At 60.8% G+C, this 16,201-nt stretch carries 13 protein-coding genes; all 13 read left to right on the top strand.

All coding sequences use genetic code 11. The features are described 5' to 3' along the window. Nucleotides 1-79: 79 nt before the first annotated feature. The 13 genes from WJU18_RS29835 (at nucleotide 80) to glcF (ending at nucleotide 16,193) form a co-directional block, all read left to right on the top strand. Complete coding sequence (locus WJU18_RS29835; RefSeq protein WP_423457910.1) at nucleotides 80-2,113, top strand: hydantoinase/oxoprolinase family protein; 2,034 nt, start codon at nucleotides 80-82, stop codon at nucleotides 2,111-2,113. Then, nucleotides 2,110-3,690 (top strand): hydantoinase B/oxoprolinase family protein, encoded by a 1,581-nt coding sequence (locus WJU18_RS29830; protein ID WP_423457909.1) that lies wholly within the window; start codon nucleotides 2,110-2,112, stop codon nucleotides 3,688-3,690. The genes WJU18_RS29835 and WJU18_RS29830 overlap by 4 nt, the downstream gene beginning before the upstream one ends. 38 nt (nucleotides 3,691-3,728) lie before the next feature. Further along, a complete protein-coding gene (locus WJU18_RS29825; RefSeq protein ID WP_423457908.1) occupies nucleotides 3,729-5,336 on the top strand; it encodes an ABC transporter substrate-binding protein in 1,608 nt (535 codons plus the stop codon). 64 nt (nucleotides 5,337-5,400) lie between these two features. Then, nucleotides 5,401-6,429: an ABC transporter permease gene (locus tag WJU18_RS29820; protein ID WP_423457907.1), complete on the top strand. Its 1,029-nt coding sequence runs from the start codon at nucleotides 5,401-5,403 to the stop codon at nucleotides 6,427-6,429. Between the two features lie 4 nt (nucleotides 6,430-6,433). Beyond that, nucleotides 6,434-7,273: an ABC transporter permease gene (locus tag WJU18_RS29815; RefSeq protein ID WP_423457906.1), complete on the top strand. Its 840-nt coding sequence runs from the start codon at nucleotides 6,434-6,436 to the stop codon at nucleotides 7,271-7,273. A gap of 13 nt (nucleotides 7,274-7,286) precedes the next feature. Further along, entirely contained in the window at nucleotides 7,287-8,288 is a 1,002-nt protein-coding gene (locus WJU18_RS29810; protein ID WP_423457905.1) for an ABC transporter ATP-binding protein, read from the top strand. Further along, complete coding sequence (locus tag WJU18_RS29805) at nucleotides 8,206-9,069, top strand: ABC transporter ATP-binding protein (protein WP_423457904.1); 864 nt, start codon at nucleotides 8,206-8,208, stop codon at nucleotides 9,067-9,069. The genes WJU18_RS29810 and WJU18_RS29805 overlap by 83 nt, the downstream gene beginning before the upstream one ends. Nucleotides 9,070-9,117: 48 nt before the next feature. Continuing rightward, nucleotides 9,118-10,437, top strand: coding sequence for a homogentisate 1,2-dioxygenase (gene hmgA, locus WJU18_RS29800; RefSeq protein WP_423457903.1), 1,320 nt, complete (start codon nucleotides 9,118-9,120; stop codon nucleotides 10,435-10,437). Nucleotides 10,438-10,630: 193 nt separating this feature from the next. Then, entirely contained in the window at nucleotides 10,631-10,969 is a 339-nt protein-coding gene (gene glnK, locus WJU18_RS29795) for a P-II family nitrogen regulator (RefSeq protein ID WP_423457902.1), read from the top strand. A gap of 20 nt (nucleotides 10,970-10,989) precedes the next feature. Further along, nucleotides 10,990-12,666, top strand: a complete 1,677-nt coding sequence (gene amt / locus WJU18_RS29790) for an ammonium transporter (RefSeq protein WP_423457901.1) — start codon at nucleotides 10,990-10,992, stop codon at nucleotides 12,664-12,666. A gap of 374 nt (nucleotides 12,667-13,040) precedes the next feature. Beyond that, nucleotides 13,041-13,802, top strand: a complete 762-nt coding sequence (locus WJU18_RS29785) for a thioesterase family protein (protein ID WP_423457900.1) — start codon at nucleotides 13,041-13,043, stop codon at nucleotides 13,800-13,802. Between the two features lie 72 nt (nucleotides 13,803-13,874). Beyond that, nucleotides 13,875-14,942 carry a glycolate oxidase subunit GlcE gene (gene glcE / locus WJU18_RS29780; RefSeq protein WP_423457899.1) on the top strand — a complete coding sequence of 356 codons (1,068 nt, stop codon included), beginning with the start codon at nucleotides 13,875-13,877 and terminating at the stop codon, nucleotides 14,940-14,942. 6 nt (nucleotides 14,943-14,948) lie between these two features. Beyond that, a complete protein-coding gene (glcF, locus tag WJU18_RS29775; protein ID WP_423457898.1) occupies nucleotides 14,949-16,193 on the top strand; it encodes a glycolate oxidase subunit GlcF in 1,245 nt (414 codons plus the stop codon). Nucleotides 16,194-16,201 lie beyond the last annotated feature (8 nt).

Raw genomic sequence — 16,201 nt, 5'->3', positions numbered from 1 at the left:
TCATAGTTTAGTTCAGCATTAGGAAATTAACTATCGAATTTCGCAATAGATTTCCGTTTTTCGGAAATTAAGAGCTCATATGAATGCACCATCGCAAGCGCAATCCGGTTGGCGCCTTGGCATTGACATCGGCGGCACCTTCACAGACGTCGTCGCCGTGTCGCCAGACGGGACGCAGCGCTGTTCGGCCAAAGTACCGTCCAAGCCCAACCTGCCGATCGAGGCCATCACCGAATCCATCGCTGCCGTCGGGCTGGACTGGGAGCAGGTGCATGAAATAGTCCATGGAACGACCATCGTTACCAACGACATCGTCGAGAACAAGTTCCGGCCGTGCGCGATCGTCACGACGAAAGGCTACGGAGACACCATCGAGGTGGGGCGGTTGTCGCGGCGCCATCTCTACCGTCTAGACCTCGAACCCAAAGCGCGTCCCCTGGTGCCGCGCGAGTTGCGCTTTGAGGTCAATGAACGGGTGCTCGCCGACGCATCTGTTCAAAGCCCGCTCACCGAGGAACAGATCGAGCACGTCATCGCTGAAATCAAGGCCAGTGGCGTAGATACGGTGGCCGTGTGCCTCGTTCACGCGTTTCGCAACCCGGTTCATGAAATCGAGCTGGGCGCCAGATTGCGGGCAGTCTTCCCGTATGTATCGCTGAGCCATGAGATCTCGCCAGAGATCAGGGAATTCGAGCGGATGTCGTCGACGGTACTGAACGCGATGATGTTGGCGAAGATCAAGAGCCATCTGGGCAAGATCGATGAAAGAAGACCTGCAGAAAGCCGCATCTTCATGATGCATTCAGCCTCTGGCATGGCAACGCCCGAGCTTATTGGCGAGCGACCTTTGATGTTGGCGATGTCAGGTCCAGCCGCAGGGGTGGCCGCTGCCTGCCAGGTAGCGCGTGACTTGGATATGCGCAATGCCCTCACTTTTGACATGGGTGGCACCACAACTGATGTGTGTCTCATCGTTGAAGGCAGGGCCGATATCGCCGCCAACCGGGATCTGGGAGGACAAAAAATTCGGCTCCCCATGGTTGCCGTCGACTCGATCGGAGCAGGCGGTGGCTCCATTGCGCGCTTGGTATCTGGAGCGCTCGAAGTCGGACCTCAATCCGCCGGGTCATCGCCTGGGCCCGCTTGCTATGGTAAAGGTGGTGTCCTGCCCACCGTGGCTGACAGCGATGTGTTGTTGGGCTATCTGAACCCTGCTCGCACCCTGGGCGGTTCCGTCCGCATCGCGCCAGAGAAAGCAGAGCAGGCTATCGCCGAACTTGCACGCGCGTTGGAATTCAGCACGGTTGACGCTGCCCTTGGCATCGCCCGCGTGGTGCACGCGACCATGGCGCGCTGTTTGCGTCGAGCCACGGTCGAGCGCGGCGTCGACATCCGAGACTTCGATCTGGTGGCATTTGGAGGCGCAGGCCCCATGCATGCTGCGGAAGTGGCGCGCCTGTGCGGCATTCGGAAGATCATCGTCCCCATGTTCTCGTCCGGGTTCTCCGCATTGGGATGTGTGGACGCCACCATGAATTTCTCACGCCAATTCACGGTGGACATGCGCTCCCGTGACTGGGACGGCGATCGGTTGGCCGCTCTGCTCGTCGCAGAGGCCGAAGAGCTTGCCCAGCCTCTGGTGAAAGCGGGCTACCAGCGTGCGGATCTGGTTGTCTCGCGCACAGCTGGCATCAGGTATTCAGGGCAGTCCTCTGAAATATCCATCCTTGACGCCGCGCTGGACGATGCCACGGCCCTCGGCCGCCAGTTTACTCAGGCCCACGAACAGTTTTATGGCTATTCGACCCAAGAGCCTTGGGAACTGGTCACCGTGCGCACGGAAGTTTCTGCGCCCGCACGTGCCTCCCAGGCTTCTGCCCAGCACCCACCGCGAGCAGATGTGAAGCAAGCGACGTTTCGCCGCGTGATATTCGAGAACGGCACCCGCGCGGACACGCGCGTGCTCAACCGATCCGAGCTACGGCCTCACGAGCTACTGCAAGGCCCCTTGGTGATTGAGGATGAATGGTCAACGGTGATCGTGCCGCCACAAGACCGCCTGCGGGCCGATCAGAACGGGAACCTGCATATCGAAGTGGAGTTGCCCCAATGAAAATCGATCCCGTCTCTCTCGAAGTGATCCGGAACGGCTTGACAGCTATCGCTGAAGAGATGTCGAGTGTCGTGATGCGCGCGGCGCGTTCACCGCTGCTGCGCGAGGCTGGGGACCATTCCTCTGCCCTGACCGATGCGCACGGGTACCTCGTGGCTCAAGGAAAGGACGTTCCCGTACATCTGGGCGTACTGTCTTTCACCGTCAAGGAATTCCTGCGGCACGTGCGTCTCGATGCACTGAGGCCTGGTGATGTCTGGATCCTCAACCTGCCGGAGATCGGCGGCAATCATCTGCCTGACGTCAAGCTGATTCGCCCGGTGTTTGACGACACAAAACTGTATGCGTTCGCGGTCTCGCTCGCTCACTGGGCGGACATCGGTGGAGCCGCGCCCGGCAGCTACTACGCAGGTGCCACCGATAGTTGGCAGGAAGGCCTGCGCATCCCTCCTGTGCGTCTGGTATCTGGTGACGCCATAGACGAAGAAAAAATGCTCTTCATCCTGAGCAACGTACGCGGCGCCGAAGAGCGCCGGGGCGACATACTTGCGCAGATCTCCGCGACCACGGTGGCCGCCCGGCGGCTGGGTGAGTTGGTCAAAGCCCACGGGACGCCATTTCTGGAAGCTTCGTTCAACGCCATTCACGATCGCGCCGAGCGTCAAATGCGAGATGCCATTCGCGCGGTGCCTAACGGGGTGTACCACGGAGAGGACTACCTGGACGACGACGGGCATGCCGGTGCACCTGTACCTGTACGCGTTTCGGTCACCATAGAAGACGAAACCGCCATATTCGACTTTTCCGACTCAGGTGATGCCGTTCCCGGGCCTCTTAATACGACCCCCGTGATTGCCAGCGCAGGTGTTTTCTATGTCATGAAATCCCTGTTCGGTGCCGATATTCAACCTTCAGCCGGGTGCTACCGCCCTATTCAAGTCATTACTCGCCCAGGCTCATTGTTTCAGCCCGAGCAAATGCTTCCAGTAGTCGGCGGCAACCATGAAACCAGCCAACGTGTTTGCGACGCGGTGTTCCGCGCCTTCGAATCCATTGCTGCGCCATTGCTCACAGCAGGCGGTCCCACGACGGCCGGTCTTCTGATCTTCAGCGCTCAAAAAGCCGACGGCTCCTGGGCGACCTTTTACGAAGTGCATGGAGGCGGAGAAGGTGCACGAGCCGATCGCGACGGCATGTCAGCTGTGCGCTGCCATCTCGCGAATGTCATGAACACTCCGGCCGAAGTAGTGGAAAGCGAGTATCCGTTTCTGATCGAGGTCCAGGGCATCCGGCGTGGCTCAGGGGGCCGCGGTCGATATCGCGGCGGAGATGGGCTGCTGCGGCACTATCGCATGCTGCAGGACCGGGTGTCGCTGACCACCATGTATGAGCGGGCCATCATCCCGCCCTACGGCTTGCAGGGAGGCGAGCCGGGGGCCACGTTCCAAGTCACGCTTGAGCGGGCCGATGGGTCGATTGAACTCCTGCGCGGCAAACAGAATGTCATCGTCAATCGTGGAGATCTTGTGAGGGTGGAGACCTGCGGAGGCGGTGGTTACGGGCAGGCGCCTGCATAGCAGCGCTACCAAGCATCAACCAAGCGAAGGGGAAAACTGTGAAGAAACGCGAATTTCTGCAATTGAGCGCACAAACCGGTGCTGCGATGGCCGGGCTTTGGTTGTCTACTGCGAGCGCGCAAACGGCGACGTCTTCCGTATTGCGCGTGTTGCTTGAAGATAGCGCCAATACACTGGATCCGGCAGGCACCGGCTACAACCAGGCATCTATCAACCTCACTTGGAACCTATACGATCGGTTGGTGACGTACGGAACAAAGCCAGTTGAAGGCGTGCCTGGCGCCATGATTTATGACTATGACAAGATTGTGGGCCAGGCTGCGGAACGGTATGAAGTTTCACCGGACGGACGTCAGTTCACCTTTCACATGCGTCGCGGTGCGAAGTTCCATGACGGCACTCCGGTTACTGCACACGACGCGAAATGGTCGCTCGACCGGGTGATTGCGGTCACTACCGGTAAAGCCCAGATGGCCACCGGATCGCTGACCGACCCTTCACAATTTCAGGTGATCGACGATATGACCCTGCGCGTCACTGTGCCGCAGGCGGACCGATTCACCTTGCCTGATCTTTGTGTCCTGTTTCCCGCCATTCTGAACTCAAAGGTATGCAAGGCCCAAGCCACTGCCAGCGACCCCTGGGCTGAAAACTGGCTGAAGACCAACACCGCAGCTGGAGGGCCGTTCAAGCTGGTGCGCTTCGCACCCGATCAAGGCTTCATGCTGGAGCGGTATGAGGGGTGGACCAATGGAACAAAGCCTGGCTATGCCAGAGTTGCAGCGCAGGTGGTTCCTGTCGCGGCATCGCGCCGCGCCGCGGCTGAGCGCGGTGAAGCCGACATCATCCGTGGTCTGAGCGGGCGCGACATCGAAGATCTCAAAGGCCGTGAGAAGATCCGCTTGCTAGGTATTCCCAATCCGGGTGCCGTGACCTTCATCGCCCTCAACACGCAGATGGCGCCATTCGACAACAAGAAGGTCCGTCAGGCCATTGCCCATGCAGTGCCTTATCAGGAAATTTTCGACAAGGTCCTCTACCGCCGAGGGGCTCCAATGTTCGGCGGGAAGAACGATGCACTTCCTCTGGCGTTCCCACAACCTCTGCCTTACACATACGACCTGGAGCGCGCGCGCGCTCTATTGGCCGAAGCCGGCATGGCTGGCGGGTTTTCAACCACCTTCGTGATTGATAGCTCGGTAGCCAAAACCGCTGAACCCACCGCCATATTGTTGCAAGAGTCATTGGGGAAGATCGGGGTCAAATTGAAGATTGAAACCTTGCCTTCCGGTCAGATGGCAACGGCTCAGGCGGAACACAAAATCCCGATCAATATGGCGACGGGGACGGCTTGGCTGCGGAGCCCGGACTATTACTTCCGCGTCTACTACTCCTCGTCCACGCGCTGGAACTACGGCAATTTCAAGAACGAGGAAATGAACCGGCTGACGAGCGAGACTCGATTTGAGACGAACACTTCGGTCTACGGCACCAAAGTCAAGCGGATGATCGAGATCGCACGTGATGAAGTCCCGCTGATTCTGATGTGGTCCGCCTTCCAGGACACGATTGTCTCGCCTAGCTTGCGCGGCTATACCTACATGTTCCACGGACAGCTTGAGTTGCGACACCTCAGCAGAGCTTGACCGGCCGCAGCGGGAGCTACGGCCTGTGGGCCGTGGCAGCAATTAACAGACCCAGTTTCCCTACATGTCAAGCAAGACCCTCGTACTGATCGGACGCCGGATTTCCATGGCCTTGCCCATTCTCTTCGGAGTGGTGTTGGTCACTTTCGTGCTGATTCACGTTTTGCCGGGGGATCCGGCGGCAATGTATGCCTCTGGGCCGAATGCGGGCCCAGATGAAATCAAAGCCGTACGCGCCGCATTGGGGCTGGATAAATCGATGGTCGAACAGTTCTGGATTTACCTCCAGCATCTCGCACGATTGGACCTTGGCCGTTCCATGAGCACGGGGCAGACGGTGATTCATGATTTCTCAGAGCGCCTGCCGGCGACGCTTGAATTGGCTGCATTCGCGTTCACTCTGTCAGTGATCATTGCCTTGCCACTGGGCATCTTGGCCGCGTTGTATCGCGACAGCCTGCTTGATCAGGCCATACGAGCCATTACGTCAGTGTCCGCTGCAATGCCTGGCTTTTTCTTTGGACTCATCCTCATTTTCATATTCTATTTTTTGCTCGAGGCCTCTCCTGAGCCGGTTGGGCGACTGTCAAGTTGGTCGTTTCCGCCTGAGCGAGTCACTGGCTTCTATCTTGTGGACACACTTGTCGCTGGCGATTTCGCGTTGATGCGTGAGGCAGTGGCAAAAATGCTGCTTCCGGCGGCATCGATGGCTATCTTTGCAATAGCGCCTCTCATGCGCATGATGCGCGGCGGAATGATCGATGCGCTCGACAGTGATTATGTGCGCGCTGCTCGTGCCTACGGCTTGGCACCATGGCGCGTCACTCTTCAATATGCGCTGCCAAACGCCATGCTGCCCGTCCTGGCAACGATGGCCATGGTGATCTCAACCATGGTGGGCGCCAATGTCATGATTGAAAAACTGTTCGGTTGGCCAGGGATTGGCGCTTATGGCGTCAACGCGCTTGTGGGACTGGACTATGCGCCTGTACAGGCGTTTGTCTTGATTGTGGCCATCATGTTCGTGGTGCTCACGCTGGCGATTGACATCGTGTCGTCGCTGATTGACCCTCGATATGAACTCAAGGGATAAAGCCGTGACCCGCCAAGCGTTGTTGTACTTTCTCCGGAGGAACGTCACGACGGCATTTGCCTTCGTTCTCTTGGGGTTACTTTTGCTGACGGCAGCTATCGGCCCGGCTCTGGTGCCCTATGACCCACTTACCACGAACATGGCGAATGTGCTGCAGGCCCCGACCGCCGCGCATTGGTTTGGTACAGATCAGCTTGGGCGCGACATTTTTTCTCGCGTCATTGTGGCGACAAGGCTGGACTTTGCAATTGCGGTGTCGGCCGTCATGGTGTCTGCGGCAGCAGGCGTCTGCGTGGGTGCGTTCTGTGGATACCTGGGTGGCATCGTTGATTCCGTGCTGTCGCGCGTGGTTGACGTATTGTTGGCATTTCCTCTGTTCGTGGCGGCGATGGCTCTTGTGGCCGTGTTCGGAAATTCGGTGCAATCGGTGGTGCTTGCCACCGCCATCATCAATTTCCCGTTTTATTTTCGGCTAGCCCGCGCACAGGCAGTGTCGCTACGCACGATCGGCTATGTCGAAGCCGCTTTGATCAATGGCAACTCAACCTCTCAGGTCATCCTTGGTTTTATTTTGCCCAACTCGCTGCCGCCAGTCGTCGTGCAGATATCGCTCAACCTCGGTTGGGCTATCCTGAATACGGCAAGTCTCGCCTTTATCGGGCTGGGTGTGGGCCCTCCCACTCCTGAATGGGGCGTCATGATCCAGGAAGGCGCTGCCCTGATGATCGCTGGACAGTGGTGGACCGTGGTCTTCCCGGGGGGTGCGTTGGTGCTCGCCGTGTTTTGTTTCTCCCTGCTGGGAGACGGCTTGCGCGACATCATCGATCCGCGCCGCCGCAGCTAAGGTGGTGGACGTTATGAGTGAAGATCAAGATCGCCGCGATGATTCGGTGCTCGATATCCAGAAGCTGAGCTTGAACTTCGTCTCGAGTGCTGGGCGCCTTCACGCACTCGACAAGGTCAGCTTGCAAGTGGGTCCTGGTGAGTGTGTCGCACTGATCGGAGAGTCTGGGTCCGGCAAGTCCATTACCGGCATGGCAGTCATGCGGTTGCTTGGCGAAAATGCTGAGATCTCTGCCGAGCGCATGAACTTGGCGGGCCAAGACATTCTGGGAATGCCGCCAAGTGTGCTGCGCGGCTATCGGGGACGTCGCGTTGCCATGATCTTCCAAAACGCGAAGGCTGCCCTGAATCCCATCCGGCGTGTCGGCGATACGCTGGTGGACATTCTGGTGACTCACGCGCCGCGCCGCACAAGCCGCGCTCAGGCACGCAAGAAGATACTGGACGTCATGGTGCAGCTTGGCATTGCCCACGCTGAAGAACGCATGGCTGCCTATCCAGCCGAGCTCTCGGGCGGAATGTGCCAGCGCATCATGATCGTGGCTGCACTTGTGTGTGAGCCCCAGCTCATCATCGCCGACGAACCCACATCTGCCCTGGACGTCACTACCCAGGTGAAGGTCATGAACTTGCTGATTGGCGCTTGCCGGCAACGTCATCTGGCGTGTCTCTTCATTACGCACGATCTTGCGTTGGCCGCGGAGCACTGTGACCGTGTGGTCGTGATGCATGCCGGCCAGGTTCTTGAGGTGGGGGCGGCCCAAGGCGTGCTTGGCAATCCGGCACATCCTTACACCCGCATGCTGGTGGCCGCGATGCCTTCAGGCAAGAGTAGCCACCATGAACTGCAGCCCATGCGAGGCAGCCTGCCGGATCTGCGCCGTGCCGATCTCCCTGCCTGCCGGTTCGCCGAGCGCTGCTCGCGAGTCGAGGATGCTTGCCTGCGTGTCGACGCCCCTCGCCGAACGATGGCTCCCCTTCACAGTGTCAGCTGCCACCACCCCTATGTCTCATGATTTTCTTGAGGTTAACGGCCTGTCGAAGAATTTCGATCTGGGCCGCGGCCAAGTACTTCAGGCTGTTCAGAACGTCACTTTCAGGGCTGCGAAGGGGCAGGTCATCGGATTGGTCGGCGAGTCTGGCTCTGGCAAATCGACGCTGGTGCGCATGATCGCCCGCTTGATACGGCAAACCTCCGGAGAGGTGCTGCTGGATCGCGTCAACATCAGTTCACTTGTGGGTTCCACTTTCGCCCGCCAACCCGCTCGGCGGGACATTCAAATGGTGTTTCAGGACCCATTGGCTGCACTGAACCCGCGATTTCGTGCCCGGCGCGCGATCGCCGATCCGGTTTTGCGATTAGGAACCGCTGCGGAGAAAGCTCGAATTGATGAACTGGTCGAGCAGGCCGCCATGCGTACGGGCTTGCCTGCTGAACTGCTTAACCGCTTTCCGCATGAGTTGTCGGGCGGCCAGCGTGCCAGGGTAGATATTGCGCGCGCCATCGTCCTCACTCCAAAGCTCATGATCCTCGATGAGCCGACTTCCGCGCTGGACGCTTCGCTGCAGGCTCATGTCGTACGCACATTGATGGAACTGCGTGAAGAACTGGATTTGACCTACATTTTTGTGAGCCACGACCTCAACCTGGTGCGTCTTCTCGCCGATGAGATCATCGTCATGTATCACGGCAAGATAGTGGAACACGGCAACACACAGCAGGTGTTCCATGACCCCAGAAACGACTACACCAAAACGCTCTTGGCCGCTTTGCCTCATATGCCCCAGCAGCAGTGATGACCAAAATGTTTTGACGACCGCGGTCCCCGAGCTATCCTTCGGGGTATGAATGATTCCTCACTCACGCAACGCCGCTACCAGAGCGGCTTCGGCAACGAATACGCGACGGAAGCCGTGGCCGGTGCGTTGCCGCAGGGTCGCAATAGTCCGCAGCGGGCGCCCTTCGATCTATACCCGGAATTGATCTCGGGCACCGCCTTCACGGCGCCCCGGCATGAGAACCGCCGCAGTTGGTTCTATCGCCGGCAGCCTTCGGTGGTAGCGGGCCGCTATCAGCCCTATGCGCAGGAAACCTGGCGCACCGGCGGCGACCGCGCAGTGGCCGTGCCCCCGGAGCCGCTGCGCTGGCATCCTGTGCCGATGCCGGAGAATGTGGCGGACATCGATTTCATCGACGGCGTGCACACCATGGTGGCGAACGGTGATGCCGATTCACAGCATGGCGTGGCAGCTCATATATATATGGCTGGCCGTTCCATGGAGCGGCGTGCCTTCGTCAACGCCGATGGCGAGATCCTCTTGGTGCCGCAGCAAGGCCGCCTGGTGATCACCAGCGAGATGGGCGTGCTGGAAGTCAAACCTGGCGAGATCGCCTTGATGCCGCGCGGGGTGGTGTTCAAGGTGGGCCTGCCAGATGGTCCTTCGCGAGGTTACCTGTGCGAGAACTACGGCGCGCAGTTCCGCTTGCCGGAGTTGGGGCCTATCGGCTCCAACGGGCTGGCCAATGCGCGGGATTTTCAGGCGCCTGTGGCGGCCTATGAGGAAGAGGGCGAAGTCGCCTATGAGCTGGTGAAGAAGTTCGGGGGCCGTTTCTGGCGTGCACCCACCAGCCATTCACCCTTCAACGTGGTGGCGTGGCACGGCAACCTTTCGCCGGTGAAGTACGACACGGCCAATTTCATGACCATCGGGTCGATCAGCTTCGATCACCCCGATCCTTCCATCTTCACCGTGCTGACGTCGCCCAGCGATACGCCCGGTACCGCCAACTGTGATTTCGTGATTTTCCCGCCGCGCTGGCTGGTCATGGAAAACACTTTCCGTCCGCCCTGGTACCACCGCAACGTGATGAGCGAGTTCATGGGGCTGGTGTATGGCGAGTACGACGCCAAACCGGGGGGCTTCAAGCCGGGCGGCGCGAGCCTGCACAACGCCATGGTGCCGCACGGCCCCGATGAGGAAGCCTTCGGCAAGGCCAGCCATGCGGATCTGAAGCCCCAGAAGCTCGACAACACGCTGGCATTCATGTTCGAGAGCCGCTACCGGTTCATCCCGACTGCAGCCGCTTTGAACAGCCCCGCGCTGGATACTGCCTACGCCGATTGCTGGGCGGGGCTGAAGGATCAGTTCAAGCCGGGCTCTTGAACATGCTCTCAGGGCGGCCGCGCCCAGTGTAGGGGCTGTTTTGATCGTGCGCGCCCTGAAACGGGGTGCGCGCCACCGTTTTATGCACCTTTATGGTGCGATGCACGTGTTTCGCGTTGTTTGTCAGCCGGGGCGGGGTTGGCATGCCTTCTGCTTTAGTGCTTCCAGGTCCGATGAACCAGGAGAAAGCAGCATGAAAATGATTACCGCCATCATCAAGCCCTTCAAGCTCGACGAGGTGCGCGAAGCACTCTCGGCCCTGGGCGTGCAGGGCATCACGGTGACTGAAGTCAAAGGCTTCGGCCGTCAAAAGGGGCATACCGAACTCTATCGGGGAGCCGAGTATGTGGTGGATTTCCTCCCCAAATTGAAGATCGACGTCGCGGTGGCCGCGGATCTCGTGGAAAACGCGATCGAAGTCATCGAGACGGCGGCGCGCACCGGCAAGATCGGCGACGGGAAAATCTTCGTCACTGAAATCGAACAAGTCGTGCGTATCCGTACTGGCGAGACCGGCACCGAGGCGCTGTGAGCATAGGGAGCGAGAACATCATGAAACGTATCTTTTCACTTTTCCTTCTAGCGTTCGCCTTTTTCGCCGGCGCTACTGCGATGGCTGCGGATTTCCCCGCAGCCAAGGTCCTGTTCGAGTCAGGCAAGACCGAAGTTGGCCCCGAGGGGCAGGAGGCTGTCAAGAAAGTCGCGGAGTATGTGGCCGCGAACAGTGGCGCCAAACTGCTGCTTTCCGGCTTTACCGACACGTCGGGCGACCCCGCGACGAACGCGGAGCTGGCCAAGAATCGTGCTTTCGCGATACGTGATGCGCTCAAGAGCGCGGGCGTGCCGGAGGCGGCCATCGAGCTGAAGAAGCCCGAGGAATCGGTCAAGGTGGGCAACCCCGACGAGGCTCGTGCGGTGGAAATCACTCTGGTAGCGGCAGCCCCTGCAGCCGCTGCCCCCGCCGGAGAAGCCCCCGCAACTGCTCCGGCCGCTGCGCCGGCGCCCCACGTGGATTCAGGCGATACCGCCTGGATGTTGACCTCGACCCTGCTGGTGATCCTGATGACGATCCCGGGCCTGGCCCTGTTCTATGGTGGCCTCGCGCGCAGCAAGAACATGCTGAGCGTGCTGATGCAGGTGTTCGTCATCTTCTCGCTGATCAGCCTGCTCTGGGCCATTTACGGCTACAGCCTGGCTTTCAGCGGTGAAGGCAACTTCTTCGGCGGTTTCGACAAGCTGTTCCTCAAAGGCGTGACCCAAGAGACCTTCGGCGCGCTCACGACCATCCCCGAGTACGTGTTCGTCGCGTTCCAGGGTACTTTCGCCGCCATTACCGTGGCGCTGATCGTCGGCTCCTATGCCGAGCGCATCAAGTTTGGCGCGGTGCTGCTGTTCTCGGCGCTGTGGTTCACTTTCAGCTACCTGCCGATCGCACACATGGTCTGGGGCGGCGGGTTGCTGGGTAAAGACGGCGCACTTGATTTCGCGGGTGGTACTGTGGTGCACATCAACGCCGGTATCGCGGGCCTAGTGGGTGCCTACATGCTGGGCAAACGGGTTGGTTTCGGCAAGGAAGCCTTCACGCCGCATTCGCTGACGCTCACCATGGTGGGGGCTTCGCTTCTGTGGGTGGGTTGGTTCGGCTTCAACGCCGGTTCCGCCGGTGCCGCCAACGGCAACGCTGGTCTGGCTTTCGTCAACACCGTGCTGGCCACGGCGGCTGCTACCCTGGCCTGGTGCCTGGGCGAGGCGCTGCACAAAGGTATGGCCTCGATGCTGGGTGGCGCCTCGGGTGCGGTGGCTGGTCTGGTGGCGGTGACTCCCGCAGCCGGCTTCGTCGGGCCCATGGGTTCGATCGTGATCGGCGTCGTGGCCGGGTTCGTCTGCCTCTGGGGTGTGAGCGGCCTGAAGCGCATGCTGCGTGTGGATGATTCGTTCGACGTCTTCGGCGTGCACGGCGTCGGCGGTATCGTCGGGGCGATCCTGACGGGCGTGTTTGCTTCGCAAAGCCTGGGCGGCACCGGTGGCCTGACGCCTGACACCTTTGCCATGGGATCGCAAGTGTGGATCCAGGTCAAGAGCGTGCTGATGACCATCGTCTGGTCGGGCGTGGTGTCTTTCCTGGCCTACAAGATCGTTGATCTGATGATCGGTCTGCGCGTCACGGAAGAGCAAGAGCGCCAAGGTCTGGACATCAGCAGCCACGGCGAAACGGCCTACAACAGGTAAGTCTCCAAAACAACAGCTTCGCTCATCTTGGCGCTGGCAGCGGGAAGACCGCTGCCAGCGTTTTTTTGTTGGCTTCTTTTTTGTTGCAGGGCCGCCCCAAAACAAAAAGCACTCCCTTGGGGGGCAGCGGACCATGCGGAGCAGGGAAGCGTGGGGGCTTCTTTTTGTTGCAGGGCCGCCCCAAAACAAAAAGCAACTTCTCGGGGCGCGCAGCTATCTCTGCCGTGGACGCCGTTCATGCTCATGCCTATCATCGGGTACCGGCTCGCGGTACCTTCGCCTGATAGGGTCGGCACTCTACCTAGAAGATGACATCCCACCCGCATTCCCAGGATGCCGCCTTACCTGCGGCTGTATATGTACAAGACGGTGATATGTGGCAGCCCACGGTGCTGTCGCGGGGTCCTTGGGATGAGCGTGCCCAGCATGGCGGCGCACCCAGTGCCTTGCTTGCCTACCTGGCTGAAAGCGCTCTAGCCGAACCCGGCTGGCAGCTCACGCGCCTCAGCATCGAACTGATCAAACCAGTGCCGATTGCCCCATTGAAGGTGCGGCGGGAGTCTTATTCGGGCCGTGCCACCACGCGCGTGACGATCGGTTTGGAGGCAGGCGGTGTAGTGGTGGCGCAGGCTCATGCCCTCATGCTGCGCGGGCAGCCCGTCTCGCTCCCCTCTCATCTGCCGGGCTGGTCGCCACCGCGCATGCTGCCGGCGCCTGATGCCTGCACGGAACGGGTACGGATTCCGGGCATGCCGTCCAGCGTTTCTTTTTATGACACGGCGATGGATCACCGGCTGGCGCAGGGCGACACCGATCGCCCGGGCCCGGCCGCTGCCTGGTTTCGCCTCACGGTACCGCTCGTGCAAGGCCAACACACGTCGCCCGCGATGCGAGCCGCGGCGGCCGCGGATTTCGGCAATGGGCTGAGTTGGGTACTGAATCCGGAGCGCTATCTGTTTTCCAATGCGGATCTCAGCCTGCATTTGCACCGGCCGCCGGAAGGCGAGTGGATCGGCTTGATGTCGGAAACCCAGATGGACGGCACGGGGGCCGGTACGACGCTGTCGCGTTTGTATGATTTGCGCGGACCTGTCGGGGTGGCGGTGCAATCCCTGGTATTGCGCGAGCGCCGCTAGGAAGGCGCTTCGCAACAGTCTACGGACAGCTCGCGGCCGGACTCCTCTCACGCGCCGCCTTATGATCGCTGCATGGATGCAGAATTGGTTTCGTTGATCGGCAAGGTGAAAAAAGCCGCCGAGCGCTCTCGCCCCCTGCGCATCCGGGGCGGGGGCACCAAGGATTTTTACGGCCAGATCCTGCATGGCGAGATGCTGGATACGCGCCCTCTGGCGGGCATCGTCAGCTACGAACCGAGCGAACTGGTCGTGACGGCGCGCGCCGGCACGCGCGTGAAGGATCTGGAAGCCATGCTGGCGGAACAAGGGCAGTGCCTGCCTTTCGAGCCTCCGCAGTTCGGCGTCGCCAGCACCGTGGGCGGCATGGTGGCCGCAGGTCTGTCGGGGCCGGCGCGTGCCAGCGCAGGCAGCCTGCGCGACTATGTGTTGGGTGTGCAGATCATCAACGGCAAGGGCGAACTACTGACCTTTGGCGGGCAGGTGATGAAGAACGTCGCCGGCTATGACGTCAGCCGGCTGATGGCAGGCTCCATGGGTACGCTTGGCGTGATCACGCAAGTGAGCCTGAAAGTACTACCCGTGCCGCTTGCCGAAAGCACGCTGATGTTCGATTTGAGCGAAACCAGCGCGCGCCAGCAGCTCAATCGCTGGGGCGGCCAACCGCTGCCGCTGAATGCGAGTTGCTGGACGGATGGTGTGCTGCTGGTGCGTTTGCGCGGCGCTCATGCGGCCGTGACGGCAGCCCGCAAGATCATGGGAGGCCAGGTTGTGGAGAAGGATGCGCCGCGCCACTGGATGGCGCTGCGCGATCATCGTCATTCCTTTTTCCACCTGGATTGGGGTGAGGCCTTGTGGCGTGTCAGCACGCCCGATACCGCCACCCCGCTGAATCTGGGCCCGACACTGGTCGAATGGCACGGCGCGCAGCGCTGGGTCAAGCTGCCGGCCAAGGACGGCGCCTGGGTGCGGGAGGCAGCGGCTCGCGCGGGTGGCCATGCCACGCTGTTTCGCGGCGGTGACGGCCGAACGCCGGTGTTCACCCCTCCGGCGGCGGCTGTGGCGCGCATCAGCCAAGCGCTGAAAAACGAATTCGATCCCGCTGGGATTCTTGGCCCTGGCCGCATGTTTCTGGATTTCTGATTTCCGATGCAAACCCATCTCGCGCCTGAATTCCAGGGCACGCCTGAAGGCCGGGAGGCCGAGGCCATCTTGCGCAAATGTGTGCATTGCGGCTTTTGCACGGCCACGTGCCCGACCTATCAACTTCTGGGCGATGAGCTGGACGGCCCACGCGGGCGCATCTATCTGATCAAGCAGGTCCTGGAGGGCGAGGTGCCCACCCGTGAGACGCAACTGCATCTTGACCGTTGCCTGACCTGCCGCAACTGTGAAACCACGTGCCCGAGCGGCGTGCAATATGGGCATCTGGTGGATATCGGCCGCAAGGTGGTGGAGGCCAAGGTGCCGCGCCCGCCGGCCGAGCGCCGTTTGAGAGGGGTGCTGCGCATGGGGTTGTCATCGCCGCTTTTCGGGCCGGCGATGCGTCTGGGCCAATCGGCGCGGAACTTCCTTCCGGCCTCTCTGCGTGCCAAGGTGCCGCCACGCCAGGATGCGGGCAAGTGGCCGAGGCGCACACACGAGCGCAAAGTGCTGATGCTCGAAGGCTGCGTGCAGCCTTCGATGGCACCCAACATCAACCGTGCCACGGCCCGCGTACTCGATGCGGCCGGCATCCAGGTGATCCGGCCTCGGGGTCAGGGCTGCTGCGGCGCGGTACGCTTTCACCTCAACGATCAGGAAGGCGCGCTGAGCCAGATGCGCCACAACATCGACGCCTGGTGGCCGCATATCGAATCCGGCAAGGTGGAGGCGATCGTGATGAACGCCTCGGGCTGCGGCGCCAGCGTGAAAGACTACGCCCATGCGCTCAAGGATGACGAGCGTTACGCCCGCAAGGCCGAGCGCGTGAGCGCGCTCACGCGTGATCTGAGCGAAATGCTCCCCGACATCGCCAAGGCCTTGGCCGGCAAGCTGAAGCCAGTGTCTGGTACGGTGGCTTTCCATCCGCCCTGCACCTTGCAGCATTGGCAGCAGCTGCGCGGCGGCGTGGAGCAGCATATGCGGGCACTGGGATTCGACGTGCGGCTGGCATCGGCTGAATCCCACCTGTGCTGCGGCTCAGCCGGGACCTATTCCGTCTTGCAGCCTGAGTTGGCGGCGAGCCTGCGCGAGCGCAAGCTGGGGCATCTGTTGGGGGAGCGCGCCGCGGATCGGCCCGCGGCGATTGTGTCGGCCAATATCGGCTGCATCACGCACCTTCAGTCGGGCACGGATGTGCCGGTCCGGCATTGGGTAGAGGTGCTGGACGAGGCGATGATCTCCGCCAGGTAGAGACCTGT

The organism is Ottowia sp. VDI28 (genome assembly GCF_049532675.1).
Lineage (GTDB): Bacteria > Pseudomonadota > Gammaproteobacteria > Burkholderiales > Burkholderiaceae_C > Ottowia.
This window is presented reverse-complemented; position numbering and strand designations above follow the sequence as displayed.